Origin of the sequence: Lysobacter soli (genome assembly GCF_009755585.1) — a bacterium.
In the GTDB taxonomy this organism is placed as follows: domain Bacteria; phylum Pseudomonadota; class Gammaproteobacteria; order Xanthomonadales; family Xanthomonadaceae; genus Lysobacter_J; species Lysobacter_J soli.
In genome coordinates this window covers 604,786-630,559 of sequence record NZ_CP046603.1, presented here as the reverse complement: position 1 = coordinate 630,559, position 25,774 = coordinate 604,786, and the positions used below count along the sequence as shown (strand labels likewise).

General features: G+C 67.4%; 17 protein-coding genes. 6 read left to right on the top strand and 11 right to left on the bottom strand.

The genetic code is table 11. From position 1 onward, the window contains the following. The first annotated feature begins 98 nt into the window (after positions 1–98). The 4 genes from uxaC (at position 99) to GOY17_RS02765 (ending at position 6,490) form a co-directional block, all read left to right on the top strand. Complete coding sequence (uxaC, locus tag GOY17_RS02780) at positions 99–1,514, top strand: glucuronate isomerase (protein WP_157029240.1); 1,416 nt, start codon at positions 99–101, stop codon at positions 1,512–1,514. Further along, complete coding sequence (gene galB, locus GOY17_RS02775) at positions 1,511–4,258, top strand: beta-galactosidase GalB (protein WP_157029239.1); 2,748 nt, start codon at positions 1,511–1,513, stop codon at positions 4,256–4,258. The genes uxaC and galB overlap by 4 nt, the downstream gene beginning before the upstream one ends. A 65-nt stretch (positions 4,259–4,323) precedes the next feature. Continuing rightward, positions 4,324–5,430, top strand: coding sequence for an endo-1,4-beta-xylanase (locus tag GOY17_RS02770; protein ID WP_232338642.1), 1,107 nt, complete (start codon positions 4,324–4,326; stop codon positions 5,428–5,430). A 19-nt stretch (positions 5,431–5,449) separates the two neighbouring features. Beyond that, the gene (locus tag GOY17_RS02765) at positions 5,450–6,490 is read left to right on the top strand and encodes an SMP-30/gluconolactonase/LRE family protein (RefSeq protein ID WP_425482281.1); all 1,041 of its coding nucleotides are present in this window, start codon (positions 5,450–5,452) and stop codon (positions 6,488–6,490) included. A 111-nt stretch (positions 6,491–6,601) separates the two neighbouring features. Here GOY17_RS02765 and GOY17_RS02760 read toward each other — a convergent pair whose 3' ends face one another. From GOY17_RS02760 to GOY17_RS02735, 6 genes are all read right to left on the bottom strand, one after another. Next, entirely contained in the window at positions 6,602–8,068 is a 1,467-nt protein-coding gene (locus tag GOY17_RS02760; RefSeq protein WP_157029237.1) for a mannitol dehydrogenase family protein, read from the bottom strand. 286 nt (positions 8,069–8,354) lie between these two features. Beyond that, positions 8,355–11,003: a glycoside hydrolase family 3 C-terminal domain-containing protein gene (locus GOY17_RS02755; RefSeq protein WP_232338641.1), complete on the bottom strand. Its 2,649-nt coding sequence runs from the start codon at positions 11,001–11,003 to the stop codon at positions 8,355–8,357. Between the two features lie 135 nt (positions 11,004–11,138). Then, on the bottom strand, positions 11,139–12,788 hold the full coding sequence (locus tag GOY17_RS02750; RefSeq protein WP_157031579.1) for a glycoside hydrolase family 43 protein: 1,650 nt from the start codon (positions 12,786–12,788) through the stop codon (positions 11,139–11,141). 166 nt (positions 12,789–12,954) lie between these two features. Continuing rightward, positions 12,955–14,208 carry a D-mannonate dehydratase ManD gene (manD, locus tag GOY17_RS02745; RefSeq protein WP_157029235.1) on the bottom strand — a complete coding sequence of 418 codons (1,254 nt, stop codon included), beginning with the start codon at positions 14,206–14,208 and terminating at the stop codon, positions 12,955–12,957. Continuing rightward, the gene (locus GOY17_RS02740) at positions 14,205–16,208 is read right to left on the bottom strand and encodes a sialate O-acetylesterase (RefSeq protein WP_157029234.1); all 2,004 of its coding nucleotides are present in this window, start codon (positions 16,206–16,208) and stop codon (positions 14,205–14,207) included. The genes manD and GOY17_RS02740 overlap by 4 nt, the downstream gene beginning before the upstream one ends. A gap of 3 nt (positions 16,209–16,211) precedes the next feature. Beyond that, positions 16,212–18,434, bottom strand: coding sequence for an alpha-glucuronidase family glycosyl hydrolase (locus tag GOY17_RS02735; protein ID WP_157031578.1), 2,223 nt, complete (start codon positions 18,432–18,434; stop codon positions 16,212–16,214). A gap of 89 nt (positions 18,435–18,523) precedes the next feature. Here GOY17_RS02735 and GOY17_RS02730 point away from each other — a divergent pair, with 89 nt between their 5' ends. After that, positions 18,524–19,600 carry a LacI family DNA-binding transcriptional regulator gene (locus GOY17_RS02730; protein ID WP_232338512.1) on the top strand — a complete coding sequence of 359 codons (1,077 nt, stop codon included), beginning with the start codon at positions 18,524–18,526 and terminating at the stop codon, positions 19,598–19,600. A gap of 75 nt (positions 19,601–19,675) precedes the next feature. On the opposite strand, the gene GOY17_RS02725 is transcribed toward GOY17_RS02730, so the two are convergent. Further along, on the bottom strand, positions 19,676–21,106 hold the full coding sequence (locus GOY17_RS02725) for a sugar porter family MFS transporter (protein WP_115841215.1): 1,431 nt from the start codon (positions 21,104–21,106) through the stop codon (positions 19,676–19,678). Between GOY17_RS02725 and GOY17_RS18710 the strand changes: the two genes are divergently transcribed. Then, complete coding sequence (locus GOY17_RS18710; RefSeq protein ID WP_198173965.1) at positions 21,021–21,314, top strand: hypothetical protein; 294 nt, start codon at positions 21,021–21,023, stop codon at positions 21,312–21,314. The genes GOY17_RS02725 and GOY17_RS18710 overlap by 86 nt on opposite strands. Before the next feature lie 53 nt (positions 21,315–21,367). Here the strand turns inward: GOY17_RS18710 and xylA are convergent, their stop codons facing one another. The 4 genes from xylA to GOY17_RS02705 form a co-directional block, all read right to left on the bottom strand. After that, entirely contained in the window at positions 21,368–22,699 is a 1,332-nt protein-coding gene (gene xylA / locus GOY17_RS02720; protein ID WP_157029232.1) for a xylose isomerase, read from the bottom strand. Between the two features lie 48 nt (positions 22,700–22,747). Further along, positions 22,748–24,271: a xylulokinase gene (gene xylB / locus GOY17_RS02715; protein ID WP_157029231.1), complete on the bottom strand. Its 1,524-nt coding sequence runs from the start codon at positions 24,269–24,271 to the stop codon at positions 22,748–22,750. Between the two features lie 308 nt (positions 24,272–24,579). After that, positions 24,580–24,750, bottom strand: coding sequence for a hypothetical protein (locus GOY17_RS02710; RefSeq protein WP_157029230.1), 171 nt, complete (start codon positions 24,748–24,750; stop codon positions 24,580–24,582). 30 nt (positions 24,751–24,780) lie between these two features. Beyond that, entirely contained in the window at positions 24,781–25,629 is an 849-nt protein-coding gene (locus tag GOY17_RS02705) for a peptidoglycan DD-metalloendopeptidase family protein (RefSeq protein ID WP_232338511.1), read from the bottom strand. Positions 25,630–25,774 lie beyond the last annotated feature (145 nt).

Sequence of the window (25,774 nt, the reverse complement as noted above, 5' to 3'; positions counted from 1 at the left end):
CAACGCCGTAAACGCAGTCGACACTTATGGCTTCCCGCCTGCGCGGGAATGACGAAACCAACGCAACGCAGCCTCAGAACACAACAGACGAGTCCATCATGAGCACCGCCCTCCACCTCCACGAAGACCGCCTGTTCCCAAGCGACGCGACTACGCGCGACATCGCGCGCCGCCTGTATCGCGAAGTGGCGACGCTGCCGATCGTGAGCCCGCACGGCCACACCGATCCATCGTGGTTCGCGACCAACGCACCGTTCGCCAACGCGACCGAACTGTTGCTGGTGCCGGATCACTACGTCTTCCGCATGCTCTACAGCCAGGGCGTGTCGCTGGACGAACTGGGCATCCCGCGGGCCGATGGCTCGCGTGCGCCCGTCGATCCACGCGCGGCGTGGCGCGTGTTCGCGCGCCACTTCCACCTGTTCCGCGGCACGCCGTCGTCGATGTGGCTCAACCACGTTTTCTACGAGGTGTTCGGCCTGCGCCAGCGGCTCGACGAAAGCACGGCCGATACCTACTACGACCGCATCACAGACGCCTTGCAGACGGCGCAGTTCACGCCGCGCGCGTTGTTCGAGCGCTTCAACATCGAAGTCATCGCCACCACTGAATCGCCGCTGGAGTCGCTGGAGCATCACCAGGCGATCGTCGACAGTGGCTGGAAGGGCCGCGTCATCACCGCATATCGCCCGGATCCGGTGGTCGATCCCGAGCACGAGCAGTTCCCGTCGGCGCTGCAGCGTTTCGGCGAAATCACCGGCGAGAACGTCTACACCTGGGACGGCTACCTGCGCGCGCATCGCCAGCGTCGCGAGTTCTTCAAGCGCATGGGCGCGACGTCGACCGACCACGGCCATCCGTCGGCCGCAACCGCGAACCTGCCGCCGGATGAAGCACGCAAGCTGTTCGACACGGTCGTGCGCGGCGGCGCGACGCCGGCGCAGGCCGAGCTGTTCCGCGCGCAGATCCTCACCGAAATGGCGGCGATGAGCCTGGACGACGGACTGGTCATGCAGATCCATCCGGGCTGTTTCCGCAACCACAACGCCGGCCTGTTCGATCGCTACGGCCGGGACAAGGGCGCCGACATCCCGCTGCGCACCGAGTACGTGCACGCGCTGAAGCCGCTGCTCGACCGCTTCGGCAACGATCCGCGCCTGAACGTCATTCTCTTCACGCTGGACGAGAGCACGTACAGCCGCGAACTCGCGCCGCTCGCGGGCCACTACCCCACGCTGTTCCTCGGTCCGGCATGGTGGTTCCACGATGCGCCCGAGGGCATGTGGCGTTTCCGCGAGCAGACGCTCGCCAGCGGCGGCTTCTACAACACCATCGGCTTCAACGACGACACGCGCGCGTTCCTGTCGATCCCGGCGCGGCACGACGTGGCGCGCCGCGTCGACTGCGCCTTCCTCGGCAAGCTTGTCGCGGAACATCGCATGGACGAGGACGAAGCCGTGGACGTCGCGATCGACCTCGCCTACCGGCTGCCGAAGAAGGCGTATCGGTTGTGAGGGTCGCGGGCTCGCGCGTCGTACTTGCGCTGTTCTGCCTTGGCCTCGCGCTTGCAGCACCGCTCTTCGCGAACGCGGCGTCGCCCACGTCTCCCCGCGAACGCATCCTCCTCGACACCGATTGGCGCTTCCACAAGGGAGATCCCGCAGGCGCGACGGGACTGGATTACGACGTCCGCCCCGACGTCGCACAGAGCGCCGACGGCAAGGACGCCGATGCGCGTCCCGACGAAGCGGCCAAAGTCACGGCAAAGGACGGCGCACGCGTACTCAAGCCGTGGATCCTGCCGACCGCCAATCCGCTGATCCGCGACCCGGCGAAGCATCACGTGCGCCCGGCCGGCAATCCCGGCGGCGACCTGTCCTTCGTGCAAGCCGCTTTCGACGACAGTGGCTGGCAGCGCGTCACCTTGCCGCACGACTGGGCCATCGCCGGTCCGTTCCTCAAGGACGGGCCGTACGGCGGCATGGGCCGCCTGCAGACGTGGGGCCCCGCGTGGTACCGCCGCACGCTCGACATCCCGGCGCGCGATGCCGGCCGCTCGATCTTCCTCGACGTCGATGGCGCGATGTCGTACGCGACGGTGTGGCTCAACGGCCAGCTCGTCGGCGGCTGGCCGTACGGCTACAACGGATGGCGCGTGGATATCACGCCCTACGTTAAGCCCGGTCGCGCGAACCAGCTCGCGATCCGCCTCGACAATCCGCCCGAATCGGCGCGCTGGTATCCCGGCGCCGGCCTGTATCGCAACGTATGGCTGGTGAAGTCCGATCCGGTGCACGTCGCGCACTGGGGCGCGCGCGTGACGACGCCGCAGGTGTCCAAGGAATCGGCGACGATCGCGCTGGAGGTGTCGATCGACAACGATTCCCCGCGCAACGCCGAAGTGACCGCAAGCACCGACATCTTCGAACTCGACGCGAACGGCGAACGCCGCGGTAGCGCGGTCGCGCGCATCGATCACGGTCGCGCACGCATCCCGAAGACCTCCAGCGCGACGCTCGCCGCCTCCACGACACTCGCGAACCCGCGTCTGTGGGGCCCGCCGCCGACACAGCAACCCAACCGCTATGTCGCCGTCACGACCGTGTCGCGCGACGGCCGCGCGATCGACCGCGTCGAGACGCCGTTCGGCATCCGCACGATCCGCTTCGACGCGAACGAAGGCCTCTTCGTCAACGGCGAACGCATCGCGATCCGCGGCGTGAACAACCACCACGACCTCGGCGCGCTCGGCGCGGCATTCAACGTGCGCGCCGCGCAGCGGCAACTGGAAATCCTGCGCGAGATGGGCGCCAACGCCGTGCGCATGGCGCACAACCCACCGGCGCCCGAGCTGCTCGAACTTGCCGATCGCATGGGCTTCCTCGTCGTCGACGAGATCTTCGATTCCTGGGAACGCAAGAAGACGCCACTCGACTTCCACCTCGTTTTCCCCGATTGGCATGAACCCGACCTCCGCGCGATGCTGCGGCGCGACCGCAATCATCCGTCCGTCGTCCTGTGGGGCGTGGGCAACGAGGTCGGCGAGCAGTACACGGGCGAGGCAGGCGCGACGATCGCGCGGACGCTGCATGCGATCGTGCGCGAGGAAGACCCGACGCGCCCGACGATCAACGCGATGAACTGGGCCAAGCCGGACATGCCCTTGCCGCGCGAGCTCGACGTCATCGGCCTCAATTACCAGGGCGAAGGCATCCGCCAGGAACCCGAATTCGAGGGCACCGAGCGCATCCGCACGCCGCCGCAGTACGACGCCTTCCATGCGGCGTTCCCCGGCAAGGCGATCGTCAGCACCGAAACCGCATCGGCGCTCAGCAGTCGCGGCGTGTACCTGTTCCCGGTGACGGGCAAGTCGAGCGCGCCGGTGCGCGACGGCAGTGGCGGCGATTCGAAGATCCGGCAGGTCAGCGCATATGAGCTGCACGCGGTGGATTTCGGCTCCAGCGCCGACAAGGTGTTCGCGAGCCTGGACCGCCACCCGTTCGTCGCGGGCGAGTTCGTGTGGACCGGCTTCGATTACCTGGGCGAGCCGACGCCGTACTACGACTCACGCAGTTCGTACTCGGGCATCCTCGATCTTGCCGGTTTCCCGAAGGACCGCTACTACCTGTACCAGTCGCGCTGGCGTCCCGACCTGCCGATGGCGCACCTGCTGCCGCACTGGACGTGGCCGGGCCGCGAGGGCCAGGTCACGCCGGTGCACGTGTTCACCTCGGGCGACGAAGCGGAGCTGTTCGTCAACGGCGTGTCGCAGGGCCGCAAGAAGAAGGCGCCGTTCGAGTACCGGCTGCGCTGGGACGACATCGTTTACCAGCCCGGCGAGCTCCGCGTGCAGGCGTACAAGGACGGCAAACCGTGGGCGGGCGCGTCGACGCGTACGGCCGATTCGCCGGTGCGAATCGACGCGGTGGCGGATCGTCGCGTCATCGCGAACGACGGGCGCGACCTGTCCTTCGTCACCGTGCGCGTGGTCGATCGCAACGGCATCGCGGTGCCCAACGCGGGCGACCGCATCCGCTTCAGCATCGAAGGACCCGGCGAGATCGTCGCCACCGACAACGGCGACCCGACCGACATGGAGGCGTTCGGCTCGCACGAACGTCGACTGTTCAGCGGCCTGGCGCTCGCGATCGTGCGCGCCGTGCCGGGTTCGACCGGAACCATCACCCTGCGCGCGGAAAGCGATGCGCTGCAGGGCACGAGCATCACCCTCGAAAGCCGCGCACAGGAACAGCCATGACGACACGACGCCCCGCCCTGCGCGCGCTTTTCGCCGCGACCGCGCTTGCCGCCGCCACGCTCGCAATGGCGAAGCAGCCTGCGACCACGCTCAAGGCCGCGTACGCCGACGACTTCAAGCTTGGCGTCGCGGTGAACGACGACATCGTGTCCGGCCGGGATGCCGCCTCGCAGGCGCTGACCGTCAGGCACTTCAACGCGATCACCGCCGAGAACGTGATGAAGGCGGAAGTCGTGAATCCGAAGCCCGGCGCGTACGACTTCGCCGCGGCCGACGCGTTCGTCGACTTCGGCCGCAAGCACGGCATGTACGTGATCGGCCACACGCTGGTGTGGCACAACCAGACGCCGGACTGGTTCTTCAAGAACGCGGACGGCAAGCCGAATACGCGCGAGGCGCAGATCGAGCGCATGCGCGCCTACATCGAGAAGGTGGCCGGGCGCTACAAGGGACGCGTCGATGCGTGGGATGTCGTGAACGAAGTGATCGACGAGAACGGCGGCTATCGCGATACGACGTGGGTGCGCAGCGTCGGCGACGGCGACGACCTGGTGAAGCACGCGTTCCAGTTCGCGCATCGCTACGCGCCGGACGCGCAGCTGTACTACAACGACTTCAACACGTGGCGGCCCGAAAAGCGCGACGGCATCGTGCGCATGGTGAAGAAGCTGCAGGCCGAAGGCGTGCGCATCGACGGCATCGGCATGCAGGGTCACTGGGGCCTGAACTACCCGTCGCTGGCCGACATCGAAGCGGCGATCGACGCCTACGCCGCGCTCGGGCTGAAAGTGATGATCACCGAGCTCGACGTGGACGTGCTGCCGCTCACGCGCGAAGGCCAGGTCATCGGCACGGTGATGGCGCATCCGCAGTTCCAGCTGCCGGAGTTCAAGCGCTACCTGGATCCGTATCGCAATGGACTTCCGCCCGACGTGCAGCAGCAGCTGAGTGATCGCTACGCCGAGCTGTTCGCGCTGTTCCATCGCAAGCGCGACGTGATCGACCGCGTAAGCCTGTGGGGCGTGCACGACGGAATGTCGTGGAAGAACGACTATCCGGTGCCGGGTCGCATCAACTATCCGCTTCTGTTCGATCGCGACCGCCAGTCCAAGCCTGCGCTGGACGCCGTCCTGCGTGTACCCTGCGGCAACGCCTGTGCGCCGGGCCGCTGAACTCCACGGGGAATCCACCATGTCGAAGGGAAGTCGTGTCGCCGCCGCAGTCCTGATGTCGGGCATGTTCATCTCGGCCTGTGCATCGCCGCAGGACGCGGATGCGCCCGATGGAAAGCACATCGGCCGCGTGGTCGCGTTCGATCCGGCCTTCCACGCGCTCGTGCCGAAGGACGCGCGCATCGAGAAGATCGCCGAAGGATTCGAATGGTCGGAAGGTCCGGCGTGGGTGGCCAAGGGCGGTTACCTGCTCTTCAACGACGTGCCCGGAAACACCATGCATCGCTGGTCGCCGCGCGACGGCGCGTCGGTGTTCCTCAAGCCATCCGGCTATGCGGGAGCCGATACGGCAGGCCTGCGCGAAGCCGGTGCGAACGGGCTGGAGGCCGAGCCATCCGGCACGGTGCTGCTGGCCGATTCGGGTTCGCGGTTGATCGCGCGCTTGGATCCGGCGACGAAGCAGAAGACCACGCTTGCGGCGACGTACGAAGGCAAGCGCTTCAACAGCCCCAACGACATCGCGCGCCGCAAGGACGGCGTGGTGTTCTTCACCGATCCGCCGTACGGTCTTAAGGGCATCGACGAATCGCCGCTCAAGAAGCAGCCGGTGAACGGCGTGTATCGCCTCGATGCCGATGGTTCGGTGCACCTCGTCGACGGCGCGCTGAAGTTTCCCAACGGCGTGGCGCTCTCGCCCGACCAGCGCACGCTCTACGTCGGCAACTCCGATCGCGACCAGCCGGTGTGGATCGCCTATCGCCTCGACGAACGCGGCAACGTACTTGATCGCCGAGTGCTGGCCGACGCGACGGATCTCGCCGCCAAGGCCGAAGGTGCGCCGGATGGTCTGTGCGTGTCGAGCGACGGCCATCTCTTCGCGAGCGCGCCGGGCGGCCTGCTCGTGATGGACGCGACGGGCAAGCGGCTGGGCATGATTGAAACCGGCGCACGCGTGTCGAACTGCGCCTTCGGCGAGGACGGACGCACGCTGTTCCTCACCTCGCACGCGTTCGTCGCACGTGTGCGCGTGAATGCGACGGGGCTGGGGTTCGCTCGATAGGCGCGTGATCCGACGCCGTTGTAGCCCGGGTAAGCGAAGCGCACCCGGGGGTGTACGGCACGCTACCCCGGGTGCGCTGCGCTTACCCGGGCTACACAAGCGCTTAGCCGACTAGACCAACGCAGCGCTCACCGCTTCAGGCGAACCATCGCCCAGCGCCGCATACGCGCTGCGCAATGCGGCGACGAAGCGCCCGTCGCCCGCCAGCGAGCCGAACACGGCATCGAGGGCAAGGAATGAATCGACATCGCGCGTCGCATCGCCCGTCGTGCGCCGGCCGATCTGCGACAGCACGTCGTTCATCGGATCCACCAGCGCGACGTCGTTGCGTGCCTGGCCACGCACGAACTGCAGCCACCCCGCGACCGGCAGGCACAGCACGTCGATGGGACGCCCCGCCGCGAGCGCATCGCCGATCGTGCCCAGCAGCCGTACCGGGATCTTCTGCGAGCCGTCCCACGCGATCTGCGACAACCGATGCTGGATCGCCGGATTGCGGAACCGCTCCAGGATCGCCTCGACATAACGCGGCGCATCGAACCCCTGCGGCGCGGCGACGTTCGGCACGATCGCCTCGCGCATCAGGCGTTCGACGAGGCGAGCGAGTGCCGGCGTCGCCATGGCCTGCGCGACCGTCTCGATGCCCATCAGCGACCCGAGGTACGCCAGGGTCGAATGCGGCGCGTTGAGCAGGCGCAGCTTCGCGCGGTCGTAGCCGGCGATGTCGTTGCTCATCGCGACGCCGACGCGCTCCAGCGGCGGCCGCCCGTTGCAGAAGGCGTCCTCGACCACCCACTGCGTATACGCCTCGCGCTGCACTGGCCATGCGTCGACGAAGCCGAGTTCGTCTGCGACGCGCGCACGCAGCGCGTCGTCGGTCGCCGGCGTGATGCTGTCGACCATCGAGCGCGGGAACGCGCCGTTCTCCGCGATCCAGCAGGCGAGGTCGTGATCGAGCCGCTGCGCGAACGCGACGACGGCACGACGCAGCTTGCCGCCGTTGTCGGGCAGGTTGTCGCAGCTGAGCACGGTGAACGGCGGCAGGCGCTGTTCCTTGCGGCGGCGCAGGCCTTCGACGAGGTAACCGATCGCGCTGACGGGCGTGGTCGGATAGAGCACGTCGTGGGCGATGTCCGGATGAGCGAAGTCGAGTTCCCCCGCCGACAGGCAGTAGCCCTTCTCGGTGATCGTCAACGTGACGAGGCGGACGTCCGCGTGCGCGAGACGCTCGAGCACGCGGGCACCTTCGTCGCGCGCAGCGAGCACTTCGCGAAGCGCGCCGATCACGCGCAGCTGCGGCGTCTCGCCGAGCAACGCCAGCGTGTAGAGCCCATCCTGCGGCGCCAGCGCGTCGCGCACGTCCCGGCTGTTGAGCGACACGCCGCTGATGGCCCAGTCCGGGTCGAGCGCGAGCGCATCGTCGATGTAGACCGCCTGATGCGCCCGGTGGAAGGCGCCGACGCCGAGGTGGACGATGCCGATGCGCGTAGCGGCGCGATCGTAGGCCGGACGCTGGATGTTTTCGGGAAGGTGGTGCAGCGCTTCGGCGTCGAGGCGCTTGGCAGCTTGTTCGGTCATGGAGTGGCGGTTCGTTGCGTGTGCTTGTGCGTGTGCTTGTGCGTGTGCTTGTGCGTTTGCTTATGTGTCTTCTGTCGCGTTTGCTGGTGCGTTGCTGCTGTCCTGCTTTCGCCCTTCAGCTGTCATCCCCGCGAAGGCGGGGATCCATCCATCCGACGCATCACGCCTTCCGAAAAACGGAACCGTGTCGGGTCGATGGATCCCCGCCTCCGCGGGGATGACGGCAGAACAGCGGATGACCGCAAGGCATCCTCCAGCTGCTCATCCGGTCAGATCATCAGGTCGTCTAGTTCGTCACGCTCAACGTCTTCCTCACCCGCACGTCCGAGCTCGACGCACCCACCTGCACTTCATACTTCCCCGGATCGACCGAGTACGCGTCGCGCGTTTCGTCCCAGGTGCGCAGGTCGTTCGCGGGCGTGATCGTGAAGCTCACCTCGCGCGATTCGCCCGGCTGCAGGTGCACGCGCTGGAAGCCGCGCAGTTCCTTCGACGCCCGCTCGCGCTTGGGATCGAGCGGATGCAGGTAGAGCTGCACCACCTCGTCGCCCGCGCGCTTGCCGGTGTTCTTCACCTGGACCGTCGCCGTCACCGGCTGCGTCGAGGTCGCGCTGGCGCGATCGAGCTTGAGACCCGAGTACGCGAACGTCGTGTACGACAGTCCATGGCCGAACGGATACAGCGGCTCGCCGGTGAAGTAGCGGTACGTGCGATTGCGCATCGCGTAGTCGTCGAACGGCGGCAGCTTCTCGTCGGCCTTGTAGAAGGTGACGGGCAGGCGACCGGCGGGATTCGCGTCGCCGAACAGCACGTCGGCGACCGCGTTGCCACCGCGCTGGCCCGGATACCACGCCATCACGATCGCCGGCAGGTTTTGCTTCGCCCAGTCCACCGCGATCGCCGAGCCCGCGGTCAGCACCATCACGACCGGCTTGCCAGTGGCGTGCAGCGCTTCGAGCAGCTTGCGCTGCGTGGCCGGCAACTGGATGTCGGTGCGGTCGCCGCCGGCAAAACCCGGGTAGTTGACCGTCATCTCCTCGCCTTCCACGTCGCCGGTCAAACCGCCGACGAAGATGACGACGTCCGAATCGCGCGCGGCCTGCACCGCTTCCTCGAACGGCGGCTTCGCGCCCGGCATGCGCCACGCCAGGCGCACGCCGGCGTCGCGTTCGCGCTCGTAGTACTCCAGGCGAATGGCGTACGCACGCCCGGCGTCGAGCTGCACGTCGGCATGTTCGGCATGCAGGCGATCGGTGTTCTGCCAATGGTCGATGACGAGCTTGTCGTCGATGTACAGGCGCACGCCATCGTTGCCGGCCGCTTCGAGCTGATAGGTGCCCGACACCGGCGGAAGCAGCTGGCCGCTCCAGCGGATGCTGAAATCGTCGGCCGGCACGTCCTGGCCGCCCTGCGCTTCGCCGCGCGCCATCAGGTTGTCGGTCGGCGAGCCGCGATCCCAGCGGAAGCCGATCTGCGGATCCACGCGCACCAGCGTCGGCTTGCCCTTCAGTTCGCGGTTGCGGAAATACTCGCCGCGCAGGCCGCGTTCGGTCGAACCGGCTTCGGGGCGCAGGTACTGCGGTTCGATCAGCGGATTGGCCGCGGGATCGTCGCGGCCTTCCACCAGATCGACGCCGCGTGCGTGCACGATCGTCGCGTTCGGCGCGGCTTCGCGGATGCCCTGCAGGATGGTCACCGGCGCCTTCGGCGTGCCGTAGTAGTTGCCGAGCAGCGCCATCGTGTCGTCAGCGGTCGGGCCGACGACGGCGATGCGCTTCACGTCGCGCGATAGCGGCAGCACGCCGTCGTTCTTCAGCAGCACGATCGATTCCTGCGCGACCTTGCGCGAGAGCGCGTCGTGCTCGGGCGACTGGTTCACCGAATACGGAATGCCTGCCCAGCGTACCTGCGACGGCGGATCGAACATGCCCAGCCGCATGCGCGCGGTGTAGAGCTTCGTGAGCGCGGCATCCACTTCCGATTCCGGAATCAGGCCCTTGCGCACCGCGACCGGCAGAGACGGCAGGTAGGTGTCGCCGCAGTCGAGCTGCGTGCCGTTTTTCACGGCGAGCGCCGCGGCTTCTTCCGGCGTCGCCACGATCTTGTGATTCTTCCAGATATCGACGATCGCCCAGCAATCGGAGACGACGTAACCCTTGAAGCCCCACTCGCCGCGCAGGATGTCCTGCAGCAGGAACTTGCTGGCGCTCGCCGATTCGCCGTAGACGCGGTTGTACGCGCCCATCACGGCATCGACGTCGCCTTCCTTCACCAACGCCTCGAACGCGGGCAGGTAGGTCTCGCGAAGATCGCGCTCGGTCGGCTTCGCGTCGAAGGTGTGGCGATCGGCTTCGGGGCCGCTGTGCACGGCGAAATGCTTGGCCGTGGCATCGAGCTTGCGGTATTTCGGGTCGTCGCCCTGCAGGCCCTTCACGAACGTCACGCCCATGCGCGAGGTCAGGTACGGATCCTCGCCGTAGGTTTCCTGCCCGCGGCCCCAGCGCGGGTCGCGGAAGATGTTGATGTTCGGCGACCAGAACGTGAGGCCCTGGTAGCGTCCGCGCTGGTTCTGGCGCGCGAACTCGTGGTGCTTGGCGCGCGCTTCGTCGCTGATGGCGTCGCTGATCTGCGCCATCAGCGGCACGTCGAACGTCGCCGCCATGCCGATGGCCTGCGGAAACACCGTCGCCCCGCCCGCGCGCGCGACGCCGTGCAGCGCTTCGTTCCACCAGTCGTACGCGGGCACGCCGAGGCGGTCGATCGCCGGTGCGGCGTTCTGCATCTGCGCGGCCTTCTCGTCCAGCGTCATGCGCGAGACGAGGTCGGCGGCGCGCTGTTCGAAGCTGCGACTGGTATCGAGCCAGGGGCGGTCAGTGTCGGCCTTCGCCTGCCCGGCCGCCTGCGCGCAGAAGGCCTGCGCGCATGCCGAGAGCAGCAGGGCTGCTGCCAGTACACGGCGCCCGGGTCGGACGCGTGGCGGAGTGGAAGTCGCTGGGTTCCCGCTTTCGCGGGAGCTACGCGAACGGGTCCGCGGGTCAATCGCGTTCGTGACGTCCATTCCGATCACCTCTCAGTGGCCTTGCGTGTCATGTGCATACGGCCCCACCGTGACTCCGATGAAGCCACCCGCGACATCGGTGCTGAGCACCGTGCCGTCCACGTCCTGCTTCAACCACTTCCAGCCCTGGCCCGCGTCGTAGCCGAACGCGTAGTCGCCCGCATCGCCTTCGATCTTCAGCTTCAGGGTCTTCGTGCCGGCCGGCAGCGTCGCGGTCGCGAGCGTTTCGGTCGCGTCCTTCTGCCGCTTGCGCAGCGTCAGCGTCACGCCGTTGCCGACGCGTTGCGCGCCAATGGAGTACCAGTAGTTCTCGTTCTGGAACGCGGCGACGCCCGCTTCGATGTTCGCCTCGGTCGGCACCGTCATCGCCGTGCTCGCCTCGAACGAAAGATGCTGCTGCCGACGCGCGAGGAAGGTCGGATTGCGCAGCGTGTCGAGCCCTTCGCCCGGCGCGATCGCCAGCTTGCCCGCGTGCGTGCGCAGGTCGGCCCACTGCGTCTTCGGCACGCGCGCGAACAGCCAGGTCGTGTCCAGCGCCGGCTTGTCGAAATCGTCGCGCCACGTGAAGTTGCCGCTCAGCGGCGCCTGCGTCGCGCCCCTTTGCATGAACGACGGGCCATCGGCGACCTGCGGAATGCGCTTGCCGTGGGCGAGGATCGTCGGCCAGCCGTCCTTCCATTCCACCGGCAGCAGGAAGGTCTCGCGCCCGGTGTTGTAGTGCACGCGGTCGTACATGCGACTGGCGAGGAACACCGCCCACCACGTGCCGTCGGTGGCTTCCACCAGGTCGGCGTGGCCGGCGTTGCCGATCGCATCGACACGGTCTTCGGGAAGGTCGCGCTGCGTCAGGATCGGATTGTGCTCGTACGGCGTATACGGGCCCCAGATGTCGCGACTGCGCGCCACCACCTGCGAGTGCTGCAGGCTCGTACCGCCTTCGGCACATACGAGGTAGTACCAGCCATCGCGCTTGTAGATGTGCGGGCCCTCGATCCAGATCGGCTTCTGCGACAGGTCCATGCCGCCGTTGATCAGCACCTTGCGCGGGCCGAACGGCTGCAGCGTCTTCGCATCGAGCTGCTGCATCCAGATCGCGCGATGGCCTTCGTACAGCGGCTTGCCTTCGGGCGCGTCGTTGTTGATGAGGTAGACCTTGTCCCCGTCGAAGAACAGCGATGGATCGATGCCGTCGATGGTCTTGAGCCAGATCGGATCGGACCACGGGCCGGCGGGGGTCTTCGCCGTGGCGATGAAGTTTCCGCCTGCGTCCACCGACGTGTTGAGCACGTAGAACGTGCCGTCGTGGTACTCGATGGTCGGCGCGAACACGCCGCGCGACATGTTCAGTCCGTCGAAGTCGAGCTGCGTCGGCCGGTCGATCACGTTGCCGACCTGCGTCCAGTGCACGAGGTCGCGGCTTTCGAACACCGGGATGCCGGGAAAGTACGTGAACGTCGAATTGACCAGGTAATAGCGGTCGTTCGCGCGCACGATGCTCGGGTCGGGATAGAAGCCGGCGAGGATCGGGTTGCGGTACTGCCCGGGCTTCAGCGGCGCATCGAACGGTGCGTCATGGCCCTTGTATTCGAACCAGTCGAAGAGGACGGGTTCGGCGGCGTGGGCGCTGCTCGCCCCGGCGAGGGCCAGCAGCAGCGCCACCATCCATGCCGTGCCGCCGCCACGTCCCGAGCTGTCGTTCCCGCGGAGGCGGGAACCCAACTGTCCGACGACACTCCGTCCTTCGAAGGCCGTGACGCGGGCAACGTTGGATCCCCGCCTGCGCGGGGATGACAGCTTCTCGAGGATGCGGCGGCACGTCTTCATGCCATCACCAATCCCACATCGCGCCATCTTCCAGCCGCGCGATCGGCAGCTGCTTGGGCGCATAGGGGAATCTGGCGGCGAGCTTTTCGTCGATGTCGACGCCGTGGCCGGGCGTGTCGCCGACGTGCAGGCGTCCGTTGCGGAACACGTAGTCATGCGGGAAGACCTCGTTGGTTTCATCCGAATGGAACATCCATTCCTGGATGCCGAAGTTCGGCACCCACGTATCGAAGTGCAGCGCGGCGCCCATGCACACCGGCGAAAGATCCGTCGCGCCATGGAAGCCCGTCCGCACCGCGTGCAGCGCGGCGAAATCGGCGATGCGACGCACGTGCGTGATGCCGCCGCCGTGCACGATGGTGGTGCGGATGTAGTCGATCAGCTGGTTCTCGATGAGGTGCTTGCAGTCCCAGATCGAGTTGAACACCTCGCCCACCGCCAGCGCGGTGACCGAATGCTTGCGGATCAGTTCGAAGCCCTTCTGGTTTTCCGCGGGCGTCGCGTCTTCCAGCCAGAACAGCCGGAACGGTTCGAGGTCGCGCGCCAGTCGCGCCGCTTCGATGGGCGTCAGGCGATGGTGCACGTCGTGCAGCAGTTCGACGTCGGGACCGTGGTCGGCGCGCAGGCGTTCGAACAGCTTCGGTACGATGTTGAGGTACTTCGGCGTGTTCCAGACGGTCTCGGCAGGCAGCTCGCTTTCGGCCGGTTCGTACGGCTTGCCGCCGACGGAGATGCCGTAGGCCTTCTTCACGCCCGGGACGCCGCATTGCGCGCGCACGGCGAGGAAGCCCTTCTCGATGTACTTGCCGACTTCGTCGGTCGCTTCCTCGATGTCGCGACCGTTTGCGTGCCCGTACACCAGCGCCCCTTCGCGCGAGCGACCGCCGAGCAGCTGGTACAGCGGCAGGCCGGCCATCTTGCCGAGGATGTCCCACAGCGCGACGTCCACCGCGGCGATGGCGGTCATCGTGACGGGGCCGCGGCGCCAGTACGCACCGCGATGCAGGAACTGCCACATGTCCTCGATGCGGCCGGCGTCGCGGCCGATGAGGTTCGGCACGACGTGGTCGGTGAGGTACGAAGCGACCGCGAGCTCGCGGCCGTTGAGCGTCGCGTCGCCTAGGCCGGTAAGGCCCGAACGCGTGGTGATCTTGAGCGTGACGAAGTTGCGGCCCGGGCAGGTCACGATGACCTTCGCGTCGACGATCTCGCGATCGCGCGTGGAGCCGTGGCGGTTTTCGATAGTTGCGGTGTTCATCGTGCGTGATCGTCGGTGGAGGCGGTGGGGAGGGCGAGTTCGAAGGGACCGGCGGGCAGGTTCGCGCCGTCGAAGAGCGTGCAGGTCGGGCCGTCGGCCCAGCAGTAGCGGACGCGCGTGGCCTCGTGCGCGTTCGGTGCGCGCAAGGTGACGGTGTTGCCGGACGCCTTCGCATCGGCGTAGCGGCAGCTGTCCTTCTGCGCGCCGCACAGTTCGAAGCCGATGGGGCCGTTCGCGCCGATGCCGACGAGCTCGCCGGTGTTGTCGGCGAAGGTCACGACGACGCCGTCGGCAACGCGACGCGCCGAGCGCGGCACGGGGCCGGACGGAGGCAGCGTTTCGCCATACACGACGTGGCGCGCGACGCGCGCGAGGCGGCGGCCAAGTTCCTGCTTGTTCGACGGATGGATGTCGTAGTGGTCGCCGATGTCGATGGCGACGGCGAGCCCGCTGTTTGCATCATCGTTGGCGACCTGGCGCTGCGATTCGCGCAGTTCGGCCCAGCCGCTTTCGGACGGCTGCGCCTTGGGCATGCCGTAGTTCGCCAGCTGCACGATCAGCAGCGGCGTTTTCGCGCCGAAGCGCGAACGCCAGTCCTCGCGCAGCGTGCGCAGCAGGTCGCGATAGCGCGTGCCTTCGAACGTGTTCGACTCGCCCTGATACCAGAGCATGCCGCGCACGTTGTAGCGGCCCAGCGGCGCGATCATGCCGTTGTAGAGCGTGGAAAGCCCGGCGGCCGTCTGCCACGGTGCGCGCGGCGGCGTGTCGTTTCCGTCGACCTTGCGGTACTTCCACGGATTCGACAGGACGACGCTGGAGCCGTCCTTGAAGCGCAACGCATTCGCCGACGCCGGGCCCGACAGCCCGCCTTCGCGGTACGTATCGAGTACGTTGACGACGACGACGTTCTCGCCTTCCTTCAGCAGGCCGTTCGGCAGCGCGTATTCGCGACCGCTGCCGGCGCCATACGTGCTGCCGACGGCGACGCCGTTGACCCACGTCATGTCGACTTCATCGGCGGGTGCGAGCGCGAGCGTCGCGCCCTGCGCGGCCTGCTGTGCGGTGAGCTTGACCGTCGTGCGATACCACAGCATGCCGTCGAACGCGGCCAGTTCCGGCACGCCCCAGCGCTCCCATGCGCCGAGCTCGCGCGGTGCGGTGCGCCAGTCCTTGCCCGGCGTGAAGTCGCGGCGCCACGGTTCGTCGCCGGGCTTGCCGTCGGCGCGCGCATTCCACCAGCGCGCCCACACGTCGCCCCAACTCGCGAGGCCGCCGGCCTCGTCGGTCGCGTACTGCGCGAGCACATCGAGTTCGGCGTCGTAGAACTTCGTCGCGCGCAACGCGTCGCCGCTGGTCCAGGCCTGGATGCGCGAACCGCCCCATGCCGCGTTGACCAGCCCCATCGGCACGTCGACGGTCTTCTGCAGTTCGCGCGCGAAGTAGTAACAGGCGGCGGAGAAATCGCGGATGGTGTCGGGCGTCGTGGTCATCCACTTCACCGGCGTGGCGAAGGTCGCCTGCGGCGTGACCGCGCCGTTCTGCGGCACGGTGAGCAGGCGGATGCGGTCGTTGTTCGCGCCGGCGATCTCCGCGCGCGCATCAAGCGCACGCCACACCTGCAGCTCCATGTTCGACTGGCCCGAACAGAGCCACACGTCGCCAACCATCACGTCGGCGACGTTCTGCGTCGTGCTGCCCGCTGTCGCGACGAGCGTGTAGGGGCCACCGGCCTTCATCGCCGGCAGCGTCGTGCTCCAGTTGCCGTCGCCATCGGCACGCGCGGTGGCGCGCTTGCCGGCGAAGCTGAGCTTCACCTGCTCGCCTGCGCTCGCGCGGCCGAATACGCGGATCGGCTGTTCGCGCTGTAGCACGGCATGGTCCTGGAACATCGTGTGCAGCAGCGTGCCGTCAGCGGCGTTCGCGATGAATGCAGCAGACAGCGCGGCTGCGCCGAGCAGCGCGCGCGACAGGTTTCGAATGCGTGGCGTGCAGGTCAGCATGGTTCAGCCATTCCCCGGGGCGAACGGAAATTCGAGCGACTCGTAGTAGTCCAGCGGATGCGCCGGCGGCGCGTAGCCTTCGGGCAGCGGCCGCTGCGAGAACGTCTGGAAGTACGCGATGCTGGCGTCGCGCCACCACTGCGCTTCCTTCTGCTGGATCGACAGGAACGTGGCGACCTGCGCGTGGCGCTCCGGGTCGATCTTTCCCGACAGCCCGTCCCAGGTCCTGCGCATGTCAGCGACGGCATCGACGCCGCGCGAGTAATGCACGACGAGTTCATCCCACAGCGTACGGCCGGACCTGGTCGTGTAATCCCACGGCAGATGGTGGAACCACAGCAGGAACTCTTCCGGCGTTTTCGCCGGATCGTCGAACTGCGCGGCGACCGGCTTCGCGTATTGCGAGACCGCATCGGAGCCGCGCGTCGTGCGATCGAAGCCGATGCCGTCCTTCGTCGCGCGGTGGTAGTACACGCTGGTCCAGTCCGCGCGCGGGCCGCCTTCGACCCACGGCCCCGGGCCGTAATGGTGGCTGCGGCCCATCAGGTGGTGCAGGCCGAGCGGCGTCATGTAGTCCACGACGGCTTCGCGCGAGCCCATCATCATCGCGACGATGGGCTGGACGACGTCGGCGTCGTTGGAGAAGGTCATGCGCGTCCACTCCTCGGCGATATCGCGCGAGGACAGCTCGGGATTCCATGCAAGGCGGCCGAACACGTACCAGTTGGCCTGGTCGAAATGCGAGCCGCTCCAGTTGCGATCGCTGCCGATGTTCGCGACGCCCGCCATGCCGGTGAGGCCGCTCTTGAACAGCGTGCCGCGATGCAGTTCGCCGTCGATGGCCTTCGCTACCGTCGAGCCCTTGCCGCGCGCGTAAGTGTCGGCGCGCAGGGTTTCCTCGAACATCGGGCCGAGGTACGCAAGATGCGTCGCGAAGCCGAGGTATTCCTTGGTGATCTGGAACTCCATCATCAGCGGCGTCTTCGGCATCGCGCCGAACAGCGGATGGAACGGCTCGCGCGGCTGGAAGTCGATGGCGCCGTTCTTCACCTGCACCATCACGTTGCCGCGGAACTTGCCGTCGAGCGGAACGAATTCGTTGTACGCCTGCTTGGCGCGATCGTCGGGCGTCTCGTGCGAGTACACGAACGCGCGCCAGATCACGATGCCGCCGTGCGGCTTCACCGCGTCGGCCATCATGTTCGCGCCGTCGGCGTGCGTGCGGCCGTAATCCTGCGGACCGGGCTGGCCTTCGGAATTGGCCTTCACCAGGAAGCCGCCGAAGTCGGGAATCGCCTTGTAGATCTCGTCGGCCTTCGCCTTCCACCACGCGCGCACCTGCGGATCGAGCGGGTCGGCGGTCTTCAGGCCGCCGATCTCCACTGGCGCGCTGAAGCGCGCGCTCAGGAACACGCGGATGCCGTACGGACGGAACACGTTCGCCAGCGCCGCGGCCTTCTCGATGTACATCGGCGTGAGCTGCTGCGCGCTCGCGTTGACGTTGTTGAGCACCGTGGCGTTGATGCCGATGGACGCGTTGGCGCGCGCGTAGTCGGTGTAGCGCGGGCTGAGGTAGTCGGGGAGCTTGTGCCAGTCCCAGATCGATTCGCCGGCGTAACCGCGTTCGACGTGGCGCGTGAGGTTGTCCCAGTGGTTGAGCATGCGCAGCTGCGTGCGCGGAGCTTCGCGGATGTCGAGCGACGCCAGCGGCTGGCGCGTCTGCAGCAGGCGCAGGAAGTGGAAAGCGCCGTGCATCGCGCCGGCATCGGTGTTGGCGGCGATGACCGTCGCGTTGCGGCCGTCGATCTCGACACTGCTGATGCGGTAGCCCTCGCGGCCGAGGTCCTTCGTCGCCAGGCCCAGGCGTGCGATCTGCTTCGACGAGGCGGGCGTGCCGACGATCAGCGCGCCTTCGACGCTGGCCGCGTCCGCGATCGGCGGCGCAGCGCCGAGCAGGCCGCCGAGGCCGCGCACCAGTTCGTCACGCGTCGCCTGCTGGCTCGGCGTGATGGCCGGCGCGACCAGCTGCGCGATGCGGGCGCGGTACGGCGCGGCCTCGGATTCGGACATCGGCCGATAGCGCAGCCACAGGTCGTAGCCGTCCTCGGCCAGCGCCGGGCGCGGGAGTAGCAGGGCTGCGAGCAGGAGCAAGGCAAGGGCGAGGAAGCCTGTCTGCTGCCGGGCGGCGTGTACGCTGTCGCCGGGCGTGCGGGATGCCCGTACCATGTGCAAAGCTCTCATGCGCAATCCTGGTTGAACGAAAGACAAGGCGTTCGCCGCACGGTGCGACCGCAGGCCGACAGAAGGAACGAACGTTGGAGAAGCCGAAGAAGTCGCTGCGACGCAAGGGCGCCGCCGTGACCATCGATGAAGTGGCGGTGCTGGCGAGCGTTTCGCCGATGACCGTCTCGCGCGTGGTCAACGGCCAGGGCAAGGTTCGCGACAGCACCCGCGAACGCGTGATGCGCGCGGTGAAGGAACTGGGCTACACGCCCAACCTCGCCGCCAGTTCGCTCGCTGCCGCGCAGCACACGCGCGTGGCGATGATCTACACCAACCCCAGCTCCGCGTACCTTCGCGAGCTGCTGGTCGGCGCGTTGCGCGGCGCGGCGCGTACCGCGGCCCAGCTGATGATCGAAAGCTGGGATACCTACAACGCCGACGCGCAGCGCGCGGCCGCGCGCGAGATGAGCAAGTCCGTCGCCGGCGTGATCCTGCCGCCGCCGCTGTGCGAATCGAAGGCGGTGGTGTCGGAATTCCTGTCGGCCGGCGTGCCGGTGGTCGCGATCGCGTCGGGCCGCTTCAGCCAGGAAATCTCCTGCGTGCGCATCGATGACTTCCGCGCGAGCGAGGAAATCACCGCGCACCTGATCTCGCTCGGCCACACGCGCATCGGCTACATCAAGGGCCATCCCAATCAGACGGCGAGCGCGCGGCGCTACGAGGGTTTCCAGGCGGCGTTCGCGCAGGCCGGGCTCGAGATCGACAGCGCGCTCGTGCAGCAGGGTTACTTCACGTACCGCTCGGGCTTGGAAGCCGCCGAGAAGATGCTCGCGCACAAGAAGCCGCCGACGGCGATCTTCGCCAGCAACGACGACATGGCCGCGGCCGTGGTGTCGGTCGCGCATCGCCGCGGTCTCGACGTGCCGCGCGATCTGTCGGTGGTCGGTTTCGACGATACGTCCGCCGCGACGACCGTGTGGCCGGAACTCACCACGATCCACCAGCCCATCGCCTCGATGGCCGATTCGGCCATCGACATCCTGCTGCGCGGCATTCGTCGCAAGGACAAGTCCACGCGCGTGGTGGTCGATCACGTCGTCGCGCACCAGCTGTGCCGGCGTGATTCGGTGGCGCCGCCCTCGCCGGCCAGCGCCACGACGAACGCGTAGCAGCGACGGAAGAAAGCGCGCCCGAACCCTCCGATTGGAGCTCCTCCGAAAGGAGCCGTCCGGGCGCGCCATCGGTCAGCCTTCCATCTGCTCCAGTTCCTTGCCCTTGGTCTCGTAGACGTACTTCAGGACAAAGAACACCGACACGATCGCCGCCACGGTGTAGATGCCGTAGGCGCCGGCCAGGCCGATGCCGGCCAGCAGGATCGGGAAGGTCACGGTGATGGCGAAGTTGCTGGTCCACTGCGCGGCACCGGCAACTGCGAGACCCGAGCCGCGGATCTGGTTCGGGAACATCTCGCCGAGCATGACCCACATCACCGGGCCCCACGAGGCGTTGAAGAAGATCACGTAGACGTTCGCCGCGATCAGCGCCAGCGTGCCCATGCCGTCGGACAGCACCAGCTTGCCGGCGGCGTCGAGCGACGCGGTGGCGAAGGCGAAGGTCATCAACGCCAGCGAGATCGCCATGCCGACCGAGCCGATCCACAGCAGCGGCTTGCGGCCGATCCTGTCGATCAGCAGCACCGTCACCAGGCATGCGCCGATGCTGAGCGCGCCGGACAGCACGTTGATCAGCAGCGCATCGCTTTCGGAGAAACCGACGGCCTGCCACAGCACCGCGCCGTAATAGAACACGACGTTGATGCCGACCAGCTGCTGGAAGGTCGCAAGGCCAATGCCGATCCACACGATCGGGCGGATCTTGCCGGTGGTCTTGTTGATCAGGTCCGACAACTGCGGGCGATGGTGGTCGACCGACAGCGAGGCATCGATCTCGGCGAGCTTGGTCTGCGCTTCACCGGCGCCATAGAGCTTGGTGAGCACCGCGAGCGCGTCGTCCTTGCGCTTCTTCACCACGAGGTAGCGCGGGCTTTCCGGAATGGTGAGCAGCAGCACCAGGAACAGCGCCGACGGGAACGCCATCATCCAGAACATCCAGCGCCACGCTTCGTGGCCGAGCCACAACGGCTGCGTGGATGCGCCGGCCGTCTTGGCCAGCAGGAAGTTGCTGAGGAACGCGCAGAACAGGCCGCCGATGATCGCGATCTGCTGCACCGTCGCCAGGCGCCCGCGATAGCGCGCGGACGCCACTTCGGCGATGTACGCCGGCGACATCACGCTGGCCGCGCCGACGGCGAAACCGCCGATCACGCGCGCGATGACGAACATCACCGAACTCGTGGCCGCGCCGGAACCCAGCGCCGAAATCAGGAACAGCACGGCCGAGATGATCAGCACCGAACGGCGTCCCCAGCGGTCGGCGAGACGGCCGGCGAAGAAGGCGCCGATCGCGCAGCCCAGCAGCATCGAGGCGACCTCGAAACCGAGACCGGCCTTGGTGGACTGGAACGCCTGCTGCAGGCCGTCGACAGTGCCGTTGATCACGCCACTGTCGAAACCGAACAGGAAGCCACCGATGGTGGCCACGCAACTGACAAGAACGATGAAACGGGTGTTTTCCGCGCTTGCGGATCTGGAACCTTCGAGCGTGGCGCTGTTCATTCGCGTATCTCGTCTGAAGGAGTCGGGTTTGGGTTCGGGAAGATGGAACCGTCACGCATCGACGCTCGACCGGCACGAACGCGGGCTTCCCCTCACGCGCTGCACCTTGTCTGGAGCCGTACCACCTTTCGCATGCGTCACGCTGTCGCGCAGCAGTAATGCATCCGGCGCATGCATTCCCGCCGTGGCGGGAATGACGGCTTTGTAACGCTTACCCGGGACGAATGACAGGTCCCGGGTTCCCGAATCCGCAAATCCCCGTTAACGCAGCAGGTACTGGTTGAGCAGGTTCTCGTAGCGCTCCTGCTTGCCGCTGATCTGCCTGGGCTCGCCGTTCTTGAGGGCCAGCTCGCGCAGGTCGGCCAGGCCGAGCTTGCCGCGCTCGAAGTCCTGGCCCGCGCCGCCATCGAAGCTGGCGTAACGCTCCTTGCGCCAGGTTTCCCACGGCGAATCGTTCAGCAGCGCGTGCGCCACTTCCAGGCCGCGCGCGAATGCGTCCATGCCGCCGACGTGCGCGATGAACAGGTCTTCCATGTCGGTCGACTCGCGGCGCGCCTTGGCGTCGAAGTTCAGGCCGCCCACCAGGCCGCCCTGGCGCAGCACGACCATCATCGCGCCGACGGTGTCGTACAGATCGGTCGGGAACTGGTCGGTGTCCCAGCCGTTCTGCGCGTTGCCGCGGTTCGCGTCGATGCTGCCGAGCAGGTCGTGGTCGGACGCCACCTGCAGGTCGTGCTCGAACGTGTGGCCCGACAGCGTGGCGTGGTTGGCCTCGATGTTGAGCTTGAAGTCCTTGTGCAGGCCGTGCTCGCGCAGGAAGCCGGCGACGGTGGCGCTGTCGAAGTCGTACTGGTGCTTCATCGGCTCCATCGGCTTGGGCTCGATGAGGTAGTAGCCCTTGAAGCCGATGCTGCGGCCGTAGTCGCGCGCAATCGTCAGGAAGCGGGCGAAGTGTTCGACTTCGCGCTTCATGTTGGTGTTGACCAGGCTCGCATAGCCTTCGCGGCCGCCCCAGAACACGTAGTGCTCGCCGCCCAGTTCGACGGTGGCGTCCAGCGCGGCCTTCACCTGCACCGCGGCACGCGCGACGACGTTGAAGTCCGGGTTGGTCGACGCGCCGTTCATGTAGCGCGGGTGCGAGAACAGGTTCGCCGTGCCCCACAGCAGCTTCACGCCGGTGTCGTTCTGGCGCTGCTTCGCGAGCGCGACCATGTGCTTGAGGTTCTTCTCGTATTCGCCGATGTCTTCCGCATCCGGCGCCAGGTCGACGTCGTGGAAGCAGTAGTACGGCACGCCGAGCTTGGTGATGAATTCGAACGCGGCATCGACCTTGTTCTCGGCCGTCTGCATCGGCGTCGCACCTTCCCACGGGAACTTGCGCGTGCCCGGGCCGAACGGATCGTGGCCGGCGTTGGTGAAGGTGTGCCAGTAGCAGACCGCGAACTTCAGGTGCTCTTCCATGGTCTTGCCGCCGATCTTCTTCTTGGCGTCATAGACCTTGAAGGCCAGCGGGTTGTCGGAATCGCGTCCCTCGAACGGGATGCGGCCAATGCCGGGGAAATATTCCTTGGCGCCGATGAAATGGTTGCTCATGTTCGGGAGTCGCTTTGGTCGGTGGAGGGGTGCGCGGCGTGAGTGAGGTCAGCGCGCGGGGTCGGGATGCGGCGCGTACAGCTTCTGCGCCGCGTCGAGGAAGGTCAGGAAGCTCTGGTAGTGCTTGGCATACGCGGCGACGGCGTCGGGATTCGGGCGCGCCGCGGTGGAGGCGTCCACGCGCACGTGGTCGCGCGCGATGGCGGCGATCGTCGTATCGCGGCCGTCGGCGCGTTCGAACGCCCACAGCGCCTGCAACGCACCGCCGAACGCCGCGCCTTCGGCCTGTTCCGGCACCTGCACGGGCAGGTCGAACACGTCGGCGACCATCTGCCGCCACGTCGCGCTGTGGCTGCCGCCGCCGGTGAGGCGGATCGAATCGAAGGTCATGCCGGCCGCACGCAGCGCATCGAAGCCGTTGCGCAGCGCGTAGGTCGCGCCTTCCATCGCGGCGCGATAGACGTTGCCGCGCGTGAGGTTGCCCATGTCCATGCCGTGCAGGCTCGCGCGTGCATCGGGCAGGTTCGGCGTGCGCTCGCCGTTGAAGAACGGGAGCATCACCAGGCCGTCGGCGCCGGGCTTCGTGCCTTCCAGCACCGATTCGCCATCGCGGCTGGAGAACCCGAACAGCTTCGCCACGTTCTCGGTGGCGACGGTGGTGTTCATGGTGCAGATCAGCGGCAGCCAGCCGCCGGTGGACGAACAGAACGCGGCCCAGCCGGCGCCCTCGTCGACGACCGGCGTGTCCGAACACGCGAACAGCGTGCCCGACGTGCCCAGGCTCATCGTCAGCACGCCCGGCGCGACGTTGCCGGTGCCGATGGCGGCCATCATGTTGTCGCCGCCGCCGGCGGCGACCATCACGTCGCGCGGCAGGCCGAGCTGGTCGGCGATGCCCGGGGCGATGGCGAAGCTCGCGTCGGCCTGCACCAGCGGCGGAAGGAAATCGGCCAGGTTCGTGTCGGCGTCGGTCGCGGCGAGCATCTCGCGCGACCAGGTGCGCGTGCGCACGTCGAGCCAGCCCGTTCCCGACGCATCGCCGTATTCCATCCAGCGCTGGCCGGTGAGCCAGAAGTTCACGTAGTCGTGCGGCAGCAGGATCGTCGCGAGCTTCGCGTAGACCTCGGGGCGATGCTTGCGCGTCCACGGCAGCTTGGATGCGGTGTAGCCGGCCAGGATCGGATTGCCCGCCAGTGTCACGCAGTTCGCCTCGCCGCCGGCGGCCGACATGATCTCGTCGCACTCGCCGCTCGTGCTGGTGTCGTTCCAGAGCTTGGCCGGCGCGAGCACGTTGCCGTCGGCATCCAGCGGCACGAAGCCGTGCTGCTGGCCGGACACGCCGATCGCGGCGACCGCGGCGCGCTGTGCGGGGTCGAGTTTGCCGAAACAGGCGGCAATGGCGTCGATCCACCACTGCGCGTGCTGCTCGCGGCTGCCGTCGTTACCGGCGATCAGCTCCAGCGGCTGGCCGTGCGTGGCGACGATGCGGCGCGAGGCGGGGTCGTACGCGACGAGCTTGACGCTCTGCGTGCCGACGTCGAGACCGATGAACAGCGGTGCTGCTGCGCTCATGCGCGTCCGGCTCCAGAAAAGTTAGCGCTAACAATTTTGCGGCAGGAGAAAACCGCACTGGAAACGACGACCAGCTGTGGCATGGACTTGAAGCAGGGATCCCGTAGGTGGGATGCACTCTACCAGCGATGAGAAAAAAGCCTTGCTGCACTGCGGAAAGCCTTGCGCGGCAACGATTCGGCCCCGCCGCCAAGGTGTGACGGCCGCCCCGTTCAGCGACGGCTCGTCGCCTGCCCCGTCGCCGCCCTCGCCGACGGCGCGGGCAGCGCACCGACGTGACTTGCGCCGGTAGCGCTACCAACGGCGGCTCACAAACCGCGAAAAACGCAGGCGATCCAAAGCAGCACGAATGCCAGCGCCACCAGCACGAAGGCGAACGGCATCGGCAGGTCCAGGAAGCCCAGGCGCGCAGCCAATCCGGCCCCACCGGCGAGCGTGGCGAGGAAGAACATCGGGAAACTCGGGGGCGTGAGGCCCATTGGATCGTTCCTTTCGGTTGAAGCGCCATGTCAGCGCGGGGGAAGGACGGCGCGCGGATCGACCAGTTGCCCGCCGCGCCGGAGTTCGAAATGCACCATGTCGCGGCCCGCGCCGACGTGGCCCATCTCCGCGATCTGCGCACCGGCGGCGACGCTCTGTCCTTCGCCGACCAGCCGCTTGCGGTTGTGCGCATAGCTCGACACCCAGCCGCCGACGTGTTCGATCACGATCAGCTGCTCGTAACCCGGCGAACCCTCGCCCGAGTACAGGACTTTGCCGGCCGCGACCGCGCGCACAGGACTACCGGCGGCGCCGGCGATGTCGAGCGCGTACGGCGTCGCATCGCGGCGCGCGGGTGCGTTGACCACCGTGCCGCTGGCGGGCCATTGCCAGCTTGTCGCGGCCGCGCTGGTGGGTTTTGTCGTGACTGCGCTGGCCGCGGCCACTTTCGATGTCGTCGCCGTGGATGTCGTCCCCGCCGATGTCGTCGTCTTCGCGGCGTTGACGCTGTTCGGTGCAGTCGATTTCGAAACGGGCTTCGTCACGGGACCGGCTTCCGGCAACGGTTCCGTCCGCACCGCCTGCACGGAAGGCGCACGCACGGCCGGCGCATTCGAATAGGTGGCCGAAGGCAGACGCAATCGATCCCCTGGATGGATCACGAACGGCTCGGCGATGCCGTTCGCCTCCGCCAGGTCGACCACGCGCACGCCGTTGCGCGAGGCGATGCCGTACAGCGAATCGCCGGCCTGCACGACGTACGCGCCATCGTTCGACGACATCGTCGAACCCGACGACGGCCACACCTTCACCGTCGCCGGCGTGCACGCGCAGAGGAATGCGCCCGAAGACACCACGAGGATTGCGGAACGACGCACGGCGACCTGCCCGGAGAAGCCCATGCCGGCGCGGAGGCGCCCGTGAGCGGGGCGGCGAGGTTATCCAGCCGTCGCGCGGCGCGGTACGCGCAATGTTCGCGTTGCGGCAACGTCGCGAATCGGCAGGGAAACCCGCGTCGTACAC

Bases quoted from the DNA above. Each gene is read 5' to 3' on its own strand.
- GOY17_RS02735 (WP_157031578.1), bottom strand. From the start codon at position 18,434: ATGGTACGGGCATCCCGCACGCCCGGCGACAGCGTACACGCCGCCCGG.
- uxaC (WP_157029240.1), top strand. From the start codon at position 99: ATGAGCACCGCCCTCCACCTCCACGAAGACCGCCTGTTCCCAAGCGAC.
- GOY17_RS02710 (WP_157029230.1), bottom strand. From the start codon at position 24,750: ATGGGCCTCACGCCCCCGAGTTTCCCGATGTTCTTCCTCGCCACGCTC.
- GOY17_RS02725 (WP_115841215.1), bottom strand. From the start codon at position 21,106: ATGAACAGCGCCACGCTCGAAGGTTCCAGATCCGCAAGCGCGGAAAAC.
- GOY17_RS02740 (WP_157029234.1), bottom strand. From the start codon at position 16,208: ATGCTGACCTGCACGCCACGCATTCGAAACCTGTCGCGCGCGCTGCTC.
- GOY17_RS18710 (WP_198173965.1), top strand. From the start codon at position 21,021: ATGGTGGCCACGCAACTGACAAGAACGATGAAACGGGTGTTTTCCGCG.
- xylA (WP_157029232.1), bottom strand. From the start codon at position 22,699: ATGAGCAACCATTTCATCGGCGCCAAGGAATATTTCCCCGGCATTGGC.
- xylB (WP_157029231.1), bottom strand. From the start codon at position 24,271: ATGAGCGCAGCAGCACCGCTGTTCATCGGTCTCGACGTCGGCACGCAG.
- GOY17_RS02760 (WP_157029237.1), bottom strand. From the start codon at position 8,068: ATGACCGAACAAGCTGCCAAGCGCCTCGACGCCGAAGCGCTGCACCAC.
- GOY17_RS02765 (WP_425482281.1), top strand. From the start codon at position 5,450: ATGTCGAAGGGAAGTCGTGTCGCCGCCGCAGTCCTGATGTCGGGCATG.
- GOY17_RS02750 (WP_157031579.1), bottom strand. From the start codon at position 12,788: ATGGTGGCGCTGCTGCTGGCCCTCGCCGGGGCGAGCAGCGCCCACGCC.
- manD (WP_157029235.1), bottom strand. From the start codon at position 14,208: ATGAACACCGCAACTATCGAAAACCGCCACGGCTCCACGCGCGATCGC.
- GOY17_RS02770 (WP_232338642.1), top strand. From the start codon at position 4,324: ATGGCGAAGCAGCCTGCGACCACGCTCAAGGCCGCGTACGCCGACGAC.